The following is a 15030-nucleotide window of genomic DNA, read 5'->3' on the forward strand; positions in this document are numbered from 1 at the left end:
TAGGGAGCGTACCTTATACCGGCTCGGCGATGGTGATGATGTTATCGGCGTAGCCCAGCGCACCGCCAATGAATTGGCCACCGCAAGTGATCAGCACGAGACGGTTCGGGCCGGTGGCGTCGTTGACCTCCGGCGGGAAGTCCGAACCCTTCGGCAGGCGGTACGGCGCCTGGGTCACACGGAACGTCTGTGGGTTGCCGTCGATGTAGATCTCAAACTCGTCGCCGAGATTCATGTTGGCAAAGCGTGCGGCGTAGCCGGTGCCCTGGCCCTGGTAGTTGATGTGGCCCGTGATCACCGACGAGCCCACCGCTCCGTCCGCGCCCGGCACCGCCGACGCGGAGTACCAGCCCAGGCGGGAAACATCCGACGGCGGGATCAGCGCGCCGGCGTCAGTCAGCTGCACCGGGTCCACCGCCGCGATGTCGCCGCCGACGTCCATGGCCATGCCCTCGAAGCCGACGAACTGGCCTGGGGCCGCCTCGTACGGGACTTCCTGCTCGCCCTCCGGGTCGACGTAGCCGCCGTCGGTTGGGGCGGCGGGCTCGTCGTCATGCTGCTCCTGCGACGGCGCCGCCACAGGGGCCTCAGACGCCGTTGCGGCCTGTTCCTCCGCTTGCTGACCGTCGCGGTCGTTGCGGAAGGTGTAGATAGCCAACTGCACGAGCACCAGCGCGATCGCGAGCACCGCGATGGCAATCCACCACGGGCTGCGCTTGTTCTCGGGCTCGCGAGCGTGCTTCGGCTTGTACTCAGCAGGCTCGGACTGGGCTGTCGTGGCCTCCGGATCGGGCTCGGGGGTGCCGTTGGGGACGATGCTGGACATGGGCCTTCCTGGGGTCGTCGATTAGCGGCGCGACAGCAGCTTCTGCAGCTCCTTGAGCTCGCTCTTGCGCTTGCGACCGTTGTAGGCCTTGATGCCGATCAGCGCGGCGATACCGACGACGACACCGCCGATGACCTTCTGCACGGTCTCGTCCTGCAGCCAGGACGCTGCCTGTTCCTTCGCGTTCCCGGCGAGGTTGGACGGGTTGGTGCGGTCTGCGAGCTCGTCGAGGGTGGACGCGAGCTGGCCGCGGGTGCGCTCGAGGTCGCGTTCGATGTCGTGGATGTCACGTGCCATTGGTCTATTGCTCCTCTATTGGAAAGTTTGTATTACTCGGCGTTTCACCGTCGAGGGACCAGCCTAGTGTAAAACGGGGTGTCATGACTGACTCCATTCGCCTTGAGGCGGGCGACACCGCCCCCGCATTTTCTCTGTCCAACGACCGTGGCGAGACCGTCTCGCTTGCCGATTTCTCCGGCTCCCGCGTCATCGTCTACTTCTACCCGCGCGCAAACACCCCGGGCTGCACGACTGAGGCGTGCGACTTCACGGAGAACTTCGACCAGTTCGACGGCGCGGGCGTGAAGGTCATCGGCATCAGCCCGGACAAGCCGGAGGCGCTGGCGAAGTTCCGCGCCGACCACGACTTGAACGTCGAGCTGCTTTCCGACCCCTCCAAGGAAACACTCACCGCCTACGGCGCGTTCGGCGAGAAGAAAAACTACGGCAAGGTCGTCCAGGGTGTGATCCGCTCGACCTTTTTGGTCAACGTCGCCGATAACGGCAACGGCACCATCGAGACCGCGCAGTACAACGTGAAGGCCACCGGGCACGTGGGCCGCATCCTGCGCGACTGGAACATCTAGCTTTACGACGACACCACGACGCCAAAAGGCCCCGCCCTCCCCTCTCTGGGGAGCGCGGGGCCTTCAGCCGTACAGCGCCTTAGATGTAGGCCGGCATATCCGCATCCAGTGCGGTGCCGCCGGACGGGATCTGCTTGATCTCGCCACGCGGGCTGTCAGCCGGGACTGGCTTACCGGCCGGCTTCGGCGTGTGGACCGTCGAGGTCGACGGTGCCGGGGCCGGAGCAGGCTTGGACGGGACCGGCTTCGGCGCAGGCTTCGGAGCCGGCGTCGAGGAGCCACCGCCGCCCAGCAGCGCCGGGATCATGCCCAGGCCCGGGATGAGCAGCAGCCACCACAGCTTGTCGCGGTCGACAGAGCTGCCCTCGTCCGGGGAGTCGCCACCGTCGGAGCCCGGAGTGGTGGTCGTCGAGGTGGTCTCGGACGGCACCGGAGCCGGGGTGGTCTCCTCAGTGGAGGTCTCCGCCGGGGTGGTCTCCGCCGGGGTGGTCTCCTCAGTGGTGGTCTCCGCCGGGGTGGTTTCCTCAGTGGTGGTCTCCGCCGGGGTGGTCGGCGTGCCGCCCTCGGACGTGACCGTCTGGAACGAGTCGTTGATGTCCTCGTGCTCAGCGATCGGGTTGTCGTCCGAGTAATCGTTCGGGGTGTCGCCACCCTTCGGGTTGTCCTTGCCGGAACGGTCAACCTCGGTGGAGGTGATCGTCTCGTAGGCCACGGCCGCAACCACCGGGGTCTCGGCATTGGTCACCGGGATGTCCACGGTGATCGTGCCGGAGGATGCCTCCGCGGTGAAGGTCACGGACTTGGTACCCAGGACACGGCCCTCAGAGTACGGAGCCTTCTCGCCCACGCGCTCGACGAGCTTCGCGGTCGCGGTGTAGGTCTTGCCCGGGACCAGGCCCCAGTAGTTGACCACGTCGCGGACAGTCGCACCGTTTTCAACGACGCCACCGTTTGCGAAATCAGCGTTGGTGGACACGCCCGGCTCCATCGACGGGACGTTGCCACGGTCGACGTTCGGGGAAACCACGGTCTGCGCAGCATCCTGGATGTCGCGGTGCTGTGCGATCTTCTCCGGAACGCGGTTGCCCTCCGGCAGATCCTCGCCCTTCGCGTCGACCTCAGTGGAGGTCAGGCGCTCGAAGGCGACAGCCGCGTAGATCGGCTCGTTGACCCAGGAAGCGACGGTGATGTCGACGTTTTCGACACCGAAGCCGTCCTCCGAAGCGGTAAACTGCTTCTCACCCTGGCCGATGATTGCGCCGTTGTGCTTAGCGACGAGATCAGCAGTCAGCGTGTAGGTCTTACCCGGAACCAGGCCCGCGTAGCGGACGGAGTCGACGATGGTCGCGCCAGCGACAACCTGCTTGGAGCCGGTTGCGAAGTCGGCGTTGGTGCCGATGTACGGCTCCTCCTCGAACACCGGCGGGGTGTCCGGGGTCTTCGGGCTGCGGACAGTCTGGTTCTGATCGTTGATGTTCTTGTGTTCAGCGATCGGGTTGTCGTCGGTCAGATCGTTCGGGGTGTCGCCACCCTTCGGGTTGTCCTGACCGTTTTCATCAACCTCGGTGGAGGTCAACGTCTCGAAGGCGACAGCGGCGCGAACCGGCGTGTCGATGCCCTCGTTGACAGTGATCTCCACAACCTCAGAGCCGTTGCCGGTCTCCGACGCGGTGAACGTCTTGGTGCCAGTGCCGATGACGGCCTCGCCGTAGACGTTCTTGTCCGCCAGGTTGTTGAAGGCGTCCTTGCTGACCAGCTCAGCATTCAACGTGTAGGTCTTACCCGGGACCAGGCCCTGGTACTTGACCGTGTCGTTGACCACAACACCGGAGACAACTTCCTTCGCACCGTTAGCGAAGTCAGCAGTCGTACCGATCTGCGGGTTCGGGAACCACACCACCGGCGGCACGACCGGAGTCGTGGACGTCGGCTTGGTCGGCTTGGTCGGCTCGGTGGTCTTTTCAGAGGTAGCCGGCTCGGTAGCAGTCGGCTCAGTCGGCTCCGTGGTGGTCTCCTCGGAGTCGGTCGGGGTCGACTCGGTGGTCCCGCAGTCCTCCGGCGTGGTGACTACCTCAGTGGTCGTCTCCTCAACCGTGGTGCCCGGGACAGTGGTACCCGGAACCGTGGTGCCCGGCTCAGTTGTGTCCGGGTTGGTGGTACCCGGAACCGTGGTACCCGGCTCCGTCGTACCCGGCTCAGTGGTGCCCGGAACGGTGCTGGTCGAAGTGACCGGCTTGCACACGTCCGTGGTCGGGGTCTCCGGCGAGGTCGGCGGCAGCAACGGAATCGTCGTGGTCGGCACCGGCTCCTCAGAAGTCGGCGTTGCCGGCGAGGTCTCAGGCGTCGGCTGCTCGGAGGTCTTCGGAGTCTCCTTGCTTTCGACCGTCTGGTCCTTGTCCTTGAGGTCCTTGTGCTCGGCGATCTCGTTGTCGTCAGACGTCTCCGGGGTGTCGCCACCCTTCGGGTTGTCCTTACCGGCGCGGTCGACCTGCGTGGAGGTGAGCTCCTCGAAGGCGACAGCGGCGGTGACAGTCTCATCCACCGGTGCGTTCGTGACCACGATGGTCACATCCTCAGAACCGTTCGGCTCAGTCGGGATGAACGTCTTGTTGCCGGAACCGAGAACAGTCTTGCCGTCTTCCTTATTAATAAGGTCGGCGGTCAGGGTGTAGACCTTGCCCGGAACCAGGCCCTCGTAGGTGACGGTGTCAATCACAGCAACGCCGTTCTTGACTTCCTGTGCGCCGTTGGCGAAGTTCGCGTTCGTGGAGATCTTCGGGTTACGGACCGTCTGGTCCTCATCGTCGATTTCCTTGTGGTCAGCGATCGGGTTGTCGTCAGACGTCTCCGGGGTGTCGCCACCCTTCGGGTTCTCGTTGCCACCGCGGTCAACGACCGTCGAGGTGAGCTCCTCGAACGCAACAGCAGCGGTAACAACACGGTCCTTCGGAGCGTTGTCGACGGTGATCTCCACGTCGACGGAACCGTTAGCTTCCTTCGGGGTGAAGGTCTTGGTGCCGGTACCCAGGACGGTCTTGCCGTCAGCCTTATCAATCAGCTGCGCGGTCAGCGTGTACTCCTTGCCCGGCACAAGACCGGAGTAGGAGACGGTATCAACAACCACGGCACCGTTGGTCACCTCAGACGAACCCTTCTCAAAGTTCGCATTCGTGGTGATGTGCGGAACACCAACAGTCTGGTTGGCGTCGTCGATGTCCTTGTGCTCAGCGATCTTGTTGTCGTCGGACGTCTCCGGGGTGTCGCCACCCTGCGGGTTGTCCTGACCAGTCTTCTCCACCTCGGTGGAAGTGAGCTCCTCGAACGCAACAGCAGCGTTTACCGGCTTAGTGACATCGTCGTTGACCTTGATTTCAACGTCGACGGAACCATCGGTGGTCTCCGGCGTGAAGGTCACAGTGCCCTCACCCAGAACCTTGCCCTCCTGGTACGGAGCCTTCTCACCGATGCGCTCCATCAGCTTCGCGGACAGGGTGTACTCCTTGCCCGGAACCAGACCCTTGTAATCGACAGTGTCGATCACGGTGTTGCCAGCAACAACCGCAGTCGAGCCATTCTCGAACTTCGCGTTGGTCGCGATGCTCGGCTCGAAGACGGTGCGGACCGTCTGGTCCTCATCAGCGATGTCCTCGTGCTCGGCGATCGGGTTCGCCTTCTTGCCGTCAGTCTCTTCGCCGGCAGCGTTGACTTCCTTGGAGGTCAGACGCTCGAACGCAACCGCAGCCTGCACCGGGTTCGGGGCGTTGGTCACAGCAATTTCGACCTTGACATTGCCGTTTGCCAGCTCACCCTCGGTGCCCGGGACCACGAAGGTCACCGCACCAGTACCCAGGACGTTGTTCTCATCCTGCTTATCGACGAGCTTCGCATCCAGCGTGTAGGTCTTACCGGCAACAAGACCGGAGTAGTACACGGTGTCCACAACGGTGGTGCCGTTCTGGACAACGTTTACGCCGTCCTCGAACTCCGCAACAGTGCGAATGTCCGGGTTCGGGTTAAAGCCCTGCGTGACCGTGGTGGTCACAGTCTGGTTCGGGACGGTTGCAGTGGTGGTCGGAGTCTCAGTCACCGTGACGGTCGGAGCCGTGCTGGTCACAGTCGTGCCCGGCGCGGTCGTCGTAGTCGACGGACCATCCTCAACCACAGTCGTGCCCGGCGCGGTCGTTGTAGTCGACGGACCATCCTCAACCACAGTCGTGCCCGGCGCGGTCGTCGTGGTCGACGGGCCCGGTTCAACATGGGTCGTGCCCGGCGCGGTCGTCGTAGTCGACGGACCATCCTCAACCACAGTCGTGCCCGGCGCGGTCGTCGTAGTCGACGGACCATCCTCAACCACAGTCGTGCCCGGCGCGGTCGTCGTAGTCGACGGACCATCCTCAACCACAGTCGTGCCCGGCGCGGTCGTCGTAGTCGACGGACCATCCTCAACCACAGTCGTGCCCGGCGCGGTCGTCGTAGTCGACGGACCATCCTCAACCACAGTCGTGCCCGGCGCGGTCGTCGTAGTCGACGGACCATCCTCAACCACAGTCGTGCCCGGCGCGGTCGTCGTAGTCGACGGACCATCCTCAACCACAGTCGTACCCGGCGCGGTCGTCACCGTGGCGGGCGCAGTAACAGTGGTTGTCGGGGTCACCAGAACCGTAGTTGTATCGGCAGTTACAGTTGTGGTCGGAGTTGTTGTTTGAGTAACAGTGCTGGTCGAAGATCCCTCGGTAGGCGTGGTTTTCGCTGTAGTCGAGGTGGGTGGGACCGGTTCACCAGTCGAATGCGGTTTAACCGTCTGATCTTGATCATTCGGATCTTCATGCTTTGCAATTGTGTGCTTACCTGTTTGAGGCATGCCATCTGCCCGGATCCCCCGGGCAGTTAACACCTCGTAGACGACACCCACCTCGCCAGGTTTGATGTCATCGGCATCATCAATTTTGACAACTACCCGGCCTGACACAGATCCGTCAGGGTTGTCGACCCGATCCAGAAAAATCTCAGAATTTTCCGGGTAAAATTCGGTATGGCCGTGCCCTTCTTCTTCAAGATTGCCCGCCGCATCCTTTCGATGCATTGTCGCATCGAGCCGATACTCATATCCCGGGTAGATATTTTCAATGTAAACAGTGTCATACATGTAGTTCGAAGCCCTACCCGGCAGCGTCTTAACTACTGAGTTTTCGCTGAACGATGCGACAGTGCGCAGTTTGGGTTTTGGAGCATCACGTTCAGGAACAACCACCACGTCTTGTCCAGAAGACTCAACGATTAAGCCACCGATTTCTCCACTTTTCAGCGGAAGGCGTTGAACGTTCTCGGTTAGGTAATCAAACACATCCTGTGCGCCTCGATCTAACCCTGAAATATCTGCATCGTCAGATTGAGCCCAAATGGCCGCGGAAGTAGCGGCAATCAAATCGTCTCTGCTCACACCGGAAAAACCCATCTCAGCAGGAGACTTATGCGGGTAGGAATTGTGAACGATCCAGTTAATTTTTTCCCGTCGCGACTGAGCGTCATCCGAGCTGCCGACAAGTAGGTTGGTGGGTTCCGACCTCGAGCCATACGAATCCCAGTCCGACACAGTACCGCGCCAGATCCAAGAACCGTTTGAAGGCGTTGCTCCCCTTCTGCCTTCAACACAATAAACCCAGTAACCGACATTCTGTCCGTTCACTGTCCCCGTGAACCAGTTCAAGGTTGTTGCTTGATCGAGGTCTCCGGTAAACCCAGGAATGTCCAAGTCTACATGTGAACCCCCCTCCCCGCGATCTGGATTGTATTGAAGCTGAGCACCAACGTTCTGCGCTTGAGCGGATGGAGAGGTCAGGCCGCTCAAAACCAGCGCGATCGACGCAAGCAGGGATACGAACACCCCCCACCACGATCTAGTTCTTGCTGGACTATCTAACACAGGCTCCACCTTTCACTCGCCGAGTAGCACGTTGCCAACTCGTTTCCGACACCCCACCCAGGCGACACGCCGAAGGCAGGGAAATTCCAGAAAAAACATAACCCACTAGCAGCTGAAGGGCAACGGCATAAGCGCAGGTCAGAGACAGTTGTAAGTTAGTGACCCACTTCCTTAACGTCCCCTCAGGATGGAAAGTGAGTTATCCCTACAACGCGCTGGCGAAACATTTCTAGACAAGAGAGCGCTGTTGGAAACTCGAGAATTTCTAAGGTTTGCCGAAACGCCCCCACTACCCCCGCAAAGATTGGTGCGCCCGGAGAGACTTGAACTCTCACGCCATAAGGCACTGGAACCTAAATCCAGCGCGTCTGCCAATTCCGCCACGGGCGCCGTGGAACGGAATATTACACGCACTGGCGGCCTGACCAGAAAACGGGCCGCGGGCAACGGTTCAACAACATATAAATAAGGTGCAATTCAACTATGGCATCAAACTTTTGTTTGGTCTTGGGTGCTCACCGGGTAATATCTGCACCTGTGAGCGACAAATTGGAACACACGGACGCGGATGAGGCGAACCCGATTCCGCAGCGTGAACGTGTGCGAGTGCGGTGGTGGCACGTGCTTCTGCTCATCGCCGCTGCGGTGACGTGCCTCCTGCTCGCCCGCTGGCAGTGGGATCGCTACCAGTCCGGCACCGGCACGCTGCAAAACCTCGGCTACGCACTGCAGTGGCCGTGCTTCGCAGCGTTTTTCATCTACGCCTACCGCGTGGGCATGCGGATGGAAAACGACAAGATCGAGGCCGAAAACGCAGGTCTGACCATGAACGACCTCTACGAGGCCGACCTGGAAAAGTACGGCGAGCACAAACCCGTCACCGAGATCGACGAGGACTTCCTCCCCTCTCGGCCTGAGATGGACGTTGAGGAATTCAACGACCTTGTGGCCCCGCGCCGGAACACAAACACTGAAGGTAAAGGTGAATCAGCATGACGCAGCCCAGCCCCCAGACCACGCCGAACCAGCCTGGTCAGCCGGCGAAGATCCACCCGGAGCGCCAGCGACGCGTGAAGCAGGCGCTCACGTTTTTCACTATCACCGCGTGGATCACTGGTGTGCTGTTCCTCTTGCTTATTACCCGCATGATCATGCAGTACGGCTTCGATATGAACGTCGACTACCTGTCCTGGGTTGCACGCGTGCACGGGTTTGCGTTCGTCGCGTTCCTCATGACCTCGCTGAACCTGGGGTCTAAGGCCCGCTGGTCAGCCGGCACCTGGATCTCCACGGCACTGTCGGGTGTTGTGCCGTTTATGTCCTTCATCGTGGAGAACAAGCGCCGTAACGAGGTTAAGGAAAAGTTCCAGCTGGCCTAGGAACTACTCGGTGTCGGTCTTGGTCAGCACCATCAGACCGACCTTTTCCGCCTCGTCATTTTTCGGGGTGAACGTCAGCGAGTCGCCGGACAGTTCTGCGTCGTACTCGAGGTCCTGGTGCGTCAGGGGATCCTCGAGCTTGAACTCCTTGTCGTCACGCAGGCAGTTCGCCTCGTTGGTCTCCCCGCTTGCTTCGGTCATCTGCCACTTGCAGTCGTCGTCGTCAATGGTGATTGTGGCCTGACCACCAGCCTGGTCTTCCTGAACTGCGGTGACGTCGCCCGACCAGGTGCCGTCGAAGTCGCCGGCTTCCCCGCAGGCGGTCAGCAGCGCGGAGGATGCGAGAACAGTGGTTGCAAATGCGATCGTTTTCTTCATGCGTTCACTCTAACGAAAACGTCACTGCAACGCGGCGATGTGCTGCGCCAACTCCCGCAATGCCTTGCCGCGGTGCGAGCGCGCATTCTTTTCCTCGGGCGAAAGTTCCGCGGACGAACGGTCCGGCGCGTCGCTAGGCGCGAACAGCGGATCGTAGCCGAAGCCACCCTCACCCCGCGGCTCGCGCAGCAGTTCGCCTTCCCAACGGCCCTCGGCGGTGTAAATCCCACCGGCTGGCGTGGCCAGGGCGCAGCAGGAGACGAAGGCTGCGCGGCGGTCGTTGATATCCGCCATCTGGTTCAGCAGCAGCTGGTTGTTGGCGGTGTCGTCGCCGTGGGTGCCGGACCAGCGCGCGGACAAGATGCCCGGCATGCCGTTGAGGGCCGTCACGGCCAGGCCGGAATCGTCGGCGACGCACGGCAGGCCGGTCGCCTCCGCACCAGCGCGGGCTTTGAGTACGGCGTTTTCCTCGAAGGTGAGGCCGTCTTCAACGGGGTCGGGGTACGCGGGGGCGTCGTCAAGCGAGACCAGTTCCACGCCCTCGATGTTTAACTCGCGCAGCACCTGGTCGAGTTCGCGGACTTTGCCCGGGTTCCGGGACGCGACAAGAACTTTTACCATCCCAGCGCCACCTTCTGCGCGGCGATGAGTTCCTCGCAGCCCTTGGTGGCCACATCCAGCATCTCGCCCAACTGCTCGCGGCCGAACAGGCCGTGCTCGCCGGTGCCTTGGATCTCCACGAAGTTGCCGCCCTCCTGCATAACCACATTGAGGTCCACCTCGGCGCGGGAATCCTCCTCGTACGGCAGATCGAGGCAGACACGGCCATCGATGATGCCGGCGGAGACGGCCGCAATCGGTTTGAGCAGCGGCTCGCCGGGGACGACGCCGCGTTCTTTGAGGACAGAGATGGCGTCTGCAAGCGCGACGTACGCACCCGTGATGGAGGCGGTGCGGGTGCCGCCGTCGGCCTGGAGGACGTCGCAATCGAGCTGGATGGTGTTCTCGCCAAGTTCGGCAAGGTCCACCGCGGCGCGCAGCGATCGGCCCACCAGGCGGGAGATCTCGTGGGTGCGGCCTTTGACCTTGCCCTTCATGGACTCGCGCGGCATCCGCTCATGGGTTGCGGACGGCAGCATGGCGTACTCGGCGGTAAGCCAGCCTTCGCCGGAGTCCTTCTTAAAGCGCGGCACACCCTCCTCCACGGAGGCGGTGCACATCACGCGGGTGTTGCCGAACTCCACCAGCACGCTGCCGGCGGGGTTGGAGGTGAAACCGCGGGTGATGCGGACGGGGCGGAGTTCGTCGACGGCGCGGCCGTCGAGACGCGAGAAATCAGTCATGCGCCCAAGCGTAACGCAGGCGGCTACACCTCGAAGACGGCGCCGGCGGTGCCCAGAACGATCTCCCCGTCAAACTCGGTGCTCGCGGCCTCGGCGACCTGCTGCGGGTCGGTCCACGGCTGGATGTGGACCAACACCAACGTCTTCACGCCGGCCTCGCGGGCGATGCGGCCGGCATCCACGCCGGACATGTGCATGCCCTCCGGCTTACCCTCGGACGTCGCACCCCAGGCGGCTTCGCAGAGGAAGAGGTCGGCGCCTCGGGCGGCGTCGATAAGCGTCGGCGTAAAGCAGGAGTCGCCGGAAAACGTCAGCACCTTGCCGTTTTCGTCCTCCACGCGCAGCGCGTGCGACTCCTGGGCGGGGTGGATGACGTCGAACGGTGTGATCGTAAGGCCCGAGAGGTGCTCGGGCTGGCCGGTGCGCCAGGCGGTGAAGTCGAAGGTGTCGGAGAAATCGTCCACCGCATCTGGGCGGTCGGCGCTCATGCGGCCAAAATGCAACGGGGCGTACGACGGGCCGATCATGCGATGGCGCTCACTTGCAGGTGCCGTCGGGTGGTAGCGGCGCCACACCAAAAGCGACGGGATGTCGGCGCAGTGGTCGGCGTGCAAATGGCTGAAGATCACGTGGGCCGCGGCAGGGTCAAACTGCTCCTGCATCGCGGCGAGCGCCCCCGGACCGAAATCCATCACCACGTCAGTTTCACCGGGAACGGAGATGACGTAGGAGGAGGCGGGGTTACCGGGCGCCGCCAGGCTTCCGGAACACCCGAGGATGGTCAACTTCATGGAAACACTGTGCCATGAATTCACCCCAATTTCACAGTCCACGCCCCACCGCGTGCACCTCCGGCCCCAGGAAACGGCGCGAAAGTGTGTCGAAGGTCTCCGGGTCGCCGGTCGACTCGAAGATGTGGGTGGGGGTTGTGGTGTCGTCGGCAAGCAAATCGCTCTCGGTGAGCACGCGCAGCACGTCCTTGGATGTCTCTTCGGCAGACGAGACAAGCGCGACCTGGTCGCCCACCGCCAACTGGATGACGCCGGACAGCAGCGGGTAGTGCGTGCACCCGAGCACGAGCGTGTCCACCCCGGCTTCGCGCAGCGGCGCGACGTACCCGCGCGCGACGTCGAGGACGCGCCTGCCGGAGGTCACCCCCTGCTCCACCAGCGGCACGAACTCCGGGCAAGCAACCGCGGTGACCTCAACATTCGGGTTGACCGCGAAGAAGTCCTGGTACACCCCGGAGTTCACGGTGCCCTCGGTACCGATCACGCCGATGTTGTTGTTTCTGGTGGTGGCCATCGCGCGGCGCACGGCTGGCTGGATGACCTCCAAGACGGGGATGTTGTAGCGCTCGCGGGCGTCGTGAAGAAACGCCGCGGTGGCCGTGTTGCAGGCGATCACCAGCATCTTGCAGCCGCGCTCCACGAGATCGTCTGCGATGCGTTGCGAGTGCGCGCGCACATCCGCGATCGGCTGCGGGCCGTACGGGCTGTTCGCGGTATCGCCGATGTAGATCAGCGACTCGCCCGGCAACTGCCCCATCACCGCGCGCGCGACCGTGAGCCCACCCACGCCGGAATCGAACAGTCCGATGGGTGCGTTGTTGTCCGCCATTTATCCCTGCCTGCGCGCTTTCTCCAGCGCCTTCGCTTCTCGCTTAGCGACGAGCTGTGGCGGGTCGTCCGATGTAATCACCATGCCCGCGACCACACCGCCGATCGCGCCAAACAGGTGCGCCTGCCACGACACACCCTCGGTGCCTGGCAGCACACCCCAGATCAGGCCGGAGTAGAAAAAGCCGAGGACGATGCCTGTGATGATCTGGCCAACCGAGCGGTTGAAAAAGCCGCGCACGATCAAATACGCCAGCCAGCCGTAGACCAAACCGGAGGCGCCAATGTGATTGGTGCCGATGCCACCGAACACCCAGGTGCCCAACCCTCCGATAAGGACGGTAAACGCGGTGACTTCCCAGAACACGCGCTTGCCGGAGTAGCCGATGAGGTAGGCGAACAGCGCGCCGGTCAGCGAGTTGGAGATGATGTGCTCCAGGTTCGCGTGCAAAAGCGGCGAGGTGAAGATCATCGGCAGGCTGTAGATATCCAGCGGGTGGATGCCAAAGCCTTGCAGCCACGGGAAGATCATCTCCAGGACGAACACCACCCAGATCACCGCGAGGAAGCCGCCGGCAAAGCGCAGGCCGGAGTTGCGCTGCTGCTTGCGCTTCGTCCGCCGCGGCACGGGCTGCTGCCCGTACGGCTGCGCCGGCTGCGGGTTCGCGTACGGGTTGTGCGGCTGAGCATACGGCTGGCCGAAGGCGGGCTGCTGCGTCTCCGGGTGGGAAAACGGGCGCTGGAACGGCTTGCCGTAGCCCGGCTGGCCGGTCTGCCCGTAGCCCCACCCCGGGGGCGTGTTCTGGTTGTTCGTCATCGGGGTGCAGCTTAGCGCGCGATATCTTCCCAGGCGCTCACACCAAAGGCACCGGTGGCGTGCACCACGGCGTCCACGATCGCGGCCTGCACCGCTTGCGCCGCGGCCTCGCCGAAGCGCCCGAGCGTCTCGACGTCGGTGACCGGCTGCTCGCCCGGAGCGGCGGTGGAGACGGCACACAAGGTGTCGCCGTCCAGCGGCGAGTGGGCCGGGCGCACGGCACGCGCGATGCCGTCGTGGCCGGTCATAGCCACGCGTTTGAGTTGCGCCTTGGTTAGCGGGGCGTCGGTGGCGATCACCCCGATGGTGGTGTTGAGTTTCGGCGTGGGGCGCTGAAGCTGGGTGAAGCGCTTCAGGTCCACGGCGGGCTGGTCCGGGTCGCCAAACAGCAGCCCGGTACGCGCGTCCACGACCGACCCCACCGGATTGGCCACCACGTTGGCCTCCACCGAGTAGCCGTCTGTTTCTACCCGCGCCCGGCCGAACCCGCCGCGCAGCACACCTGCGGTCGCGCCGCAGCCGGCGCCGACGCTGCCGGTCTCGCTGGACGGGGTTTCGAAGGCGGCGGCGACGGCACGGGCGCCATCCTCGGGTCCCGGTCGGTGGGACGGATCGCCGACGACAAGGTCGAAGATCACGGCCGCCGGCACGATGGGCACCCGCGGGCCGGGTGCGCCCTCGCCGAAGACGGGGAAGCCCCAGCCGCGCCGCTCCAGCTCCTGCATGGCGCCGTCAGCCGCCGCCAAGCCGAACGCGGAACCGCCACACAGCAGGATCGCGTGCACCCGCTCGACGGTGTTGTGTGGCTCGAGCAGGTCCGTCTCGCGGGTGCCGGGGCCTCCCCCGCGCACGTCCACGGCCGCGACCATGCCTGCCTCGTGCGGGGCGACGACGGCGGTCACTCCCGTGTCGTCCAGCGAGGTGTGGCCGATGCGGGTCAAGGGGTCGTCGTCAAGCATCAGCTCATCAGGGCTTCAAGGAGGGAATCCTGGCAAAACGCGAGCCACTCGACCAGCATCTCGCGCTCCTGCTGGGCGCCCTCGCCGCCGGAGGTGTCCGCGGAGACGTACAAGCGCATGTCGTTGAGGGCGGCGATAAACGGGTGGGCGTCGTCCTCGTCGATGGTCACCTCTACCCCGCCGGTGGGGCCGAGCGCCTCGTTGACCACCTGGAGGTTCATCAACTTCGCCTTGATGATGTCGTTTTCGTGCAGGCTGCGCAACAGACCGTTGTCGCCGTCGAACTCCTCATCGCCCTCGCGCTCGAAATCCGGCAACAGGCGCGCCAGTTTCGGGTCCTCCGGCGCCTCGGTGTGGCCGGTGGACACCCCCATCATCTCGGCGAACTCGTCCTTCGGCGCCGACTGTGCGCGAGCGATGAGCGCCTCGGACACGGTGGCAGTCAGGTCCCCGATCACCTCGCGCTCCATCGGGTCGAACACGGTGGTGAACTTCGGGGTCGAGCGCATCAACCCCTTCTTCTTGCGCCAAGCCTGCATAGTCGCCTCCCTACCCGGCCTGCTGCATCGTGGCCCACAGGCCCGCGGTATGCAGCTTCTTCACGTCGGTTTCCACCTTGTCCTTTTCACCCGAGGAGACCACGGCCTTGCCCTCGGTGTGCACCTGCATCATCAACTCCTGGGCGCGCTTGCGGTCGTAGCCCAACACGGTCTGGAAGACGTAGGTGACGTAACTCATCAGGTTGACCGGGTCGTCCCACACGATGCATAGCCACGGCAGGTTTTCGCTCGTGGCTACGTCGACGTCGAGGGACTCGTCCAGGTCCGGCGTCGCCATCGGCGAACCCATGCGCGCCGTGTTGTGAGCTGAAGCAAACATGTGAACCACCTTACCTGCTTCGCGTGGAGGGTAGGCTGGCT

16 protein-coding genes, 1 tRNA gene and 1 pseudogene are annotated in these 15030 nt (G+C 63.4%); 4 read left to right on the forward strand and 14 right to left on the reverse strand.

Translation table 11 applies throughout. The features are described from left to right. Positions 1-13: 13 nt before the first annotated feature. Entirely contained in the window at positions 14-826 is an 813-nt protein-coding gene (locus IAU68_RS09260) for a class F sortase (protein WP_171194657.1), read from the reverse strand. 21 nt (positions 827-847) lie between these two features. Further along, positions 848-1123 carry a DUF3618 domain-containing protein gene (locus IAU68_RS09265; RefSeq protein ID WP_171194656.1) on the reverse strand — a complete coding sequence of 92 codons (276 nt, stop codon included), beginning with the start codon at positions 1121-1123 and terminating at the stop codon, positions 848-850. 83 nt (positions 1124-1206) lie between these two features. Between IAU68_RS09265 and bcp the strand changes: the two genes are divergently transcribed. Further along, positions 1207-1692 (forward strand): thioredoxin-dependent thiol peroxidase, encoded by a 486-nt coding sequence (gene bcp, locus IAU68_RS09270; RefSeq protein WP_171194655.1) that lies wholly within the window; start codon positions 1207-1209, stop codon positions 1690-1692. Between the two features lie 79 nt (positions 1693-1771). Here bcp and IAU68_RS11515 read toward each other — a convergent pair whose 3' ends face one another. After that, on the reverse strand, positions 1772-5779 hold the full coding sequence (locus IAU68_RS11515) for a VaFE repeat-containing surface-anchored protein (protein WP_202880317.1): 4008 nt from the start codon (positions 5777-5779) through the stop codon (positions 1772-1774). A 1-nt stretch (position 5780) separates the two neighbouring features. On the opposite strand from IAU68_RS11515, the gene IAU68_RS11520 reads away from it, so the two are divergent. Then, entirely contained in the window at positions 5781-6398 is a 618-nt protein-coding gene (locus IAU68_RS11520; protein ID WP_231699156.1) for a hypothetical protein, read from the forward strand. 98 nt (positions 6399-6496) lie between these two features. On the opposite strand, the pseudogene IAU68_RS11630 reads toward IAU68_RS11520, so the two are convergent. Together IAU68_RS11630 and IAU68_RS09280 are read right to left on the reverse strand one after the other, a co-directional pair. Further along, a pseudogene (locus tag IAU68_RS11630) lies at positions 6497-7624 on the reverse strand (Cys-Gln thioester bond-forming surface protein); the annotation flags it as partial. A gap of 296 nt (positions 7625-7920) precedes the next feature. Beyond that, positions 7921-8005 (reverse strand) — tRNA-Leu (locus IAU68_RS09280). Between the two features lie 147 nt (positions 8006-8152). Here IAU68_RS09280 and IAU68_RS09285 point away from each other — a divergent pair. Next, a complete protein-coding gene (locus tag IAU68_RS09285) occupies positions 8153-8611 on the forward strand; it encodes a hypothetical protein (RefSeq protein ID WP_231699016.1) in 459 nt (152 codons plus the stop codon). Then, positions 8608-8994: a DUF3817 domain-containing protein gene (locus tag IAU68_RS09290; protein ID WP_171194653.1), complete on the forward strand. Its 387-nt coding sequence runs from the start codon at positions 8608-8610 to the stop codon at positions 8992-8994. Before IAU68_RS09285 ends, IAU68_RS09290 begins: the two co-directional genes overlap by 4 nt. A gap of 3 nt (positions 8995-8997) precedes the next feature. Here IAU68_RS09290 and IAU68_RS09295 read toward each other — a convergent pair whose 3' ends face one another. The 9 genes from IAU68_RS09295 to clpS all read right to left on the reverse strand — a co-directional run bounded on the left by IAU68_RS09295 (position 8998) and on the right by clpS (position 14947). Further along, positions 8998-9372 (reverse strand): hypothetical protein, encoded by a 375-nt coding sequence (locus tag IAU68_RS09295; RefSeq protein WP_171194652.1) that lies wholly within the window; start codon positions 9370-9372, stop codon positions 8998-9000. Between the two features lie 21 nt (positions 9373-9393). Next, positions 9394-9993, reverse strand: a complete 600-nt coding sequence (gene rdgB, locus IAU68_RS09300) for an RdgB/HAM1 family non-canonical purine NTP pyrophosphatase (protein ID WP_171194651.1) — start codon at positions 9991-9993, stop codon at positions 9394-9396. Next, on the reverse strand, positions 9987-10715 hold the full coding sequence (rph, locus tag IAU68_RS09305; protein WP_171194650.1) for a ribonuclease PH: 729 nt from the start codon (positions 10713-10715) through the stop codon (positions 9987-9989). Before rph ends, rdgB begins: the two co-directional genes overlap by 7 nt. Before the next feature lie 23 nt (positions 10716-10738). Continuing rightward, a complete protein-coding gene (locus IAU68_RS09310) occupies positions 10739-11506 on the reverse strand; it encodes an MBL fold metallo-hydrolase (protein ID WP_171194649.1) in 768 nt (255 codons plus the stop codon). 31 nt (positions 11507-11537) lie between these two features. Then, positions 11538-12335 carry a glutamate racemase gene (murI, locus tag IAU68_RS09315; protein ID WP_171194648.1) on the reverse strand — a complete coding sequence of 266 codons (798 nt, stop codon included), beginning with the start codon at positions 12333-12335 and terminating at the stop codon, positions 11538-11540. Continuing rightward, positions 12336-12962 (reverse strand): rhomboid family intramembrane serine protease, encoded by a 627-nt coding sequence (locus IAU68_RS09320; RefSeq protein ID WP_328700702.1) that lies wholly within the window; start codon positions 12960-12962, stop codon positions 12336-12338. Between the two features lie 200 nt (positions 12963-13162). Next, on the reverse strand, positions 13163-14110 hold the full coding sequence (locus IAU68_RS09325) for a P1 family peptidase (protein ID WP_171194646.1): 948 nt from the start codon (positions 14108-14110) through the stop codon (positions 13163-13165). Beyond that, positions 14110-14649: a DUF2017 domain-containing protein gene (locus IAU68_RS09330; RefSeq protein ID WP_171194645.1), complete on the reverse strand. Its 540-nt coding sequence runs from the start codon at positions 14647-14649 to the stop codon at positions 14110-14112. Before IAU68_RS09330 ends, IAU68_RS09325 begins: the two co-directional genes overlap by 1 nt. Positions 14650-14659: 10 nt before the next feature. Then, positions 14660-14947 carry an ATP-dependent Clp protease adapter ClpS gene (gene clpS, locus IAU68_RS09335; RefSeq protein ID WP_171194668.1) on the reverse strand — a complete coding sequence of 96 codons (288 nt, stop codon included), beginning with the start codon at positions 14945-14947 and terminating at the stop codon, positions 14660-14662. Between the last annotated feature and the right edge of the window lie 83 nt (positions 14948-15030).

Source organism: Corynebacterium lujinxingii, assembly GCF_014490555.1.
Classification (GTDB): domain Bacteria; phylum Actinomycetota; class Actinomycetes; order Mycobacteriales; family Mycobacteriaceae; genus Corynebacterium; species Corynebacterium lujinxingii.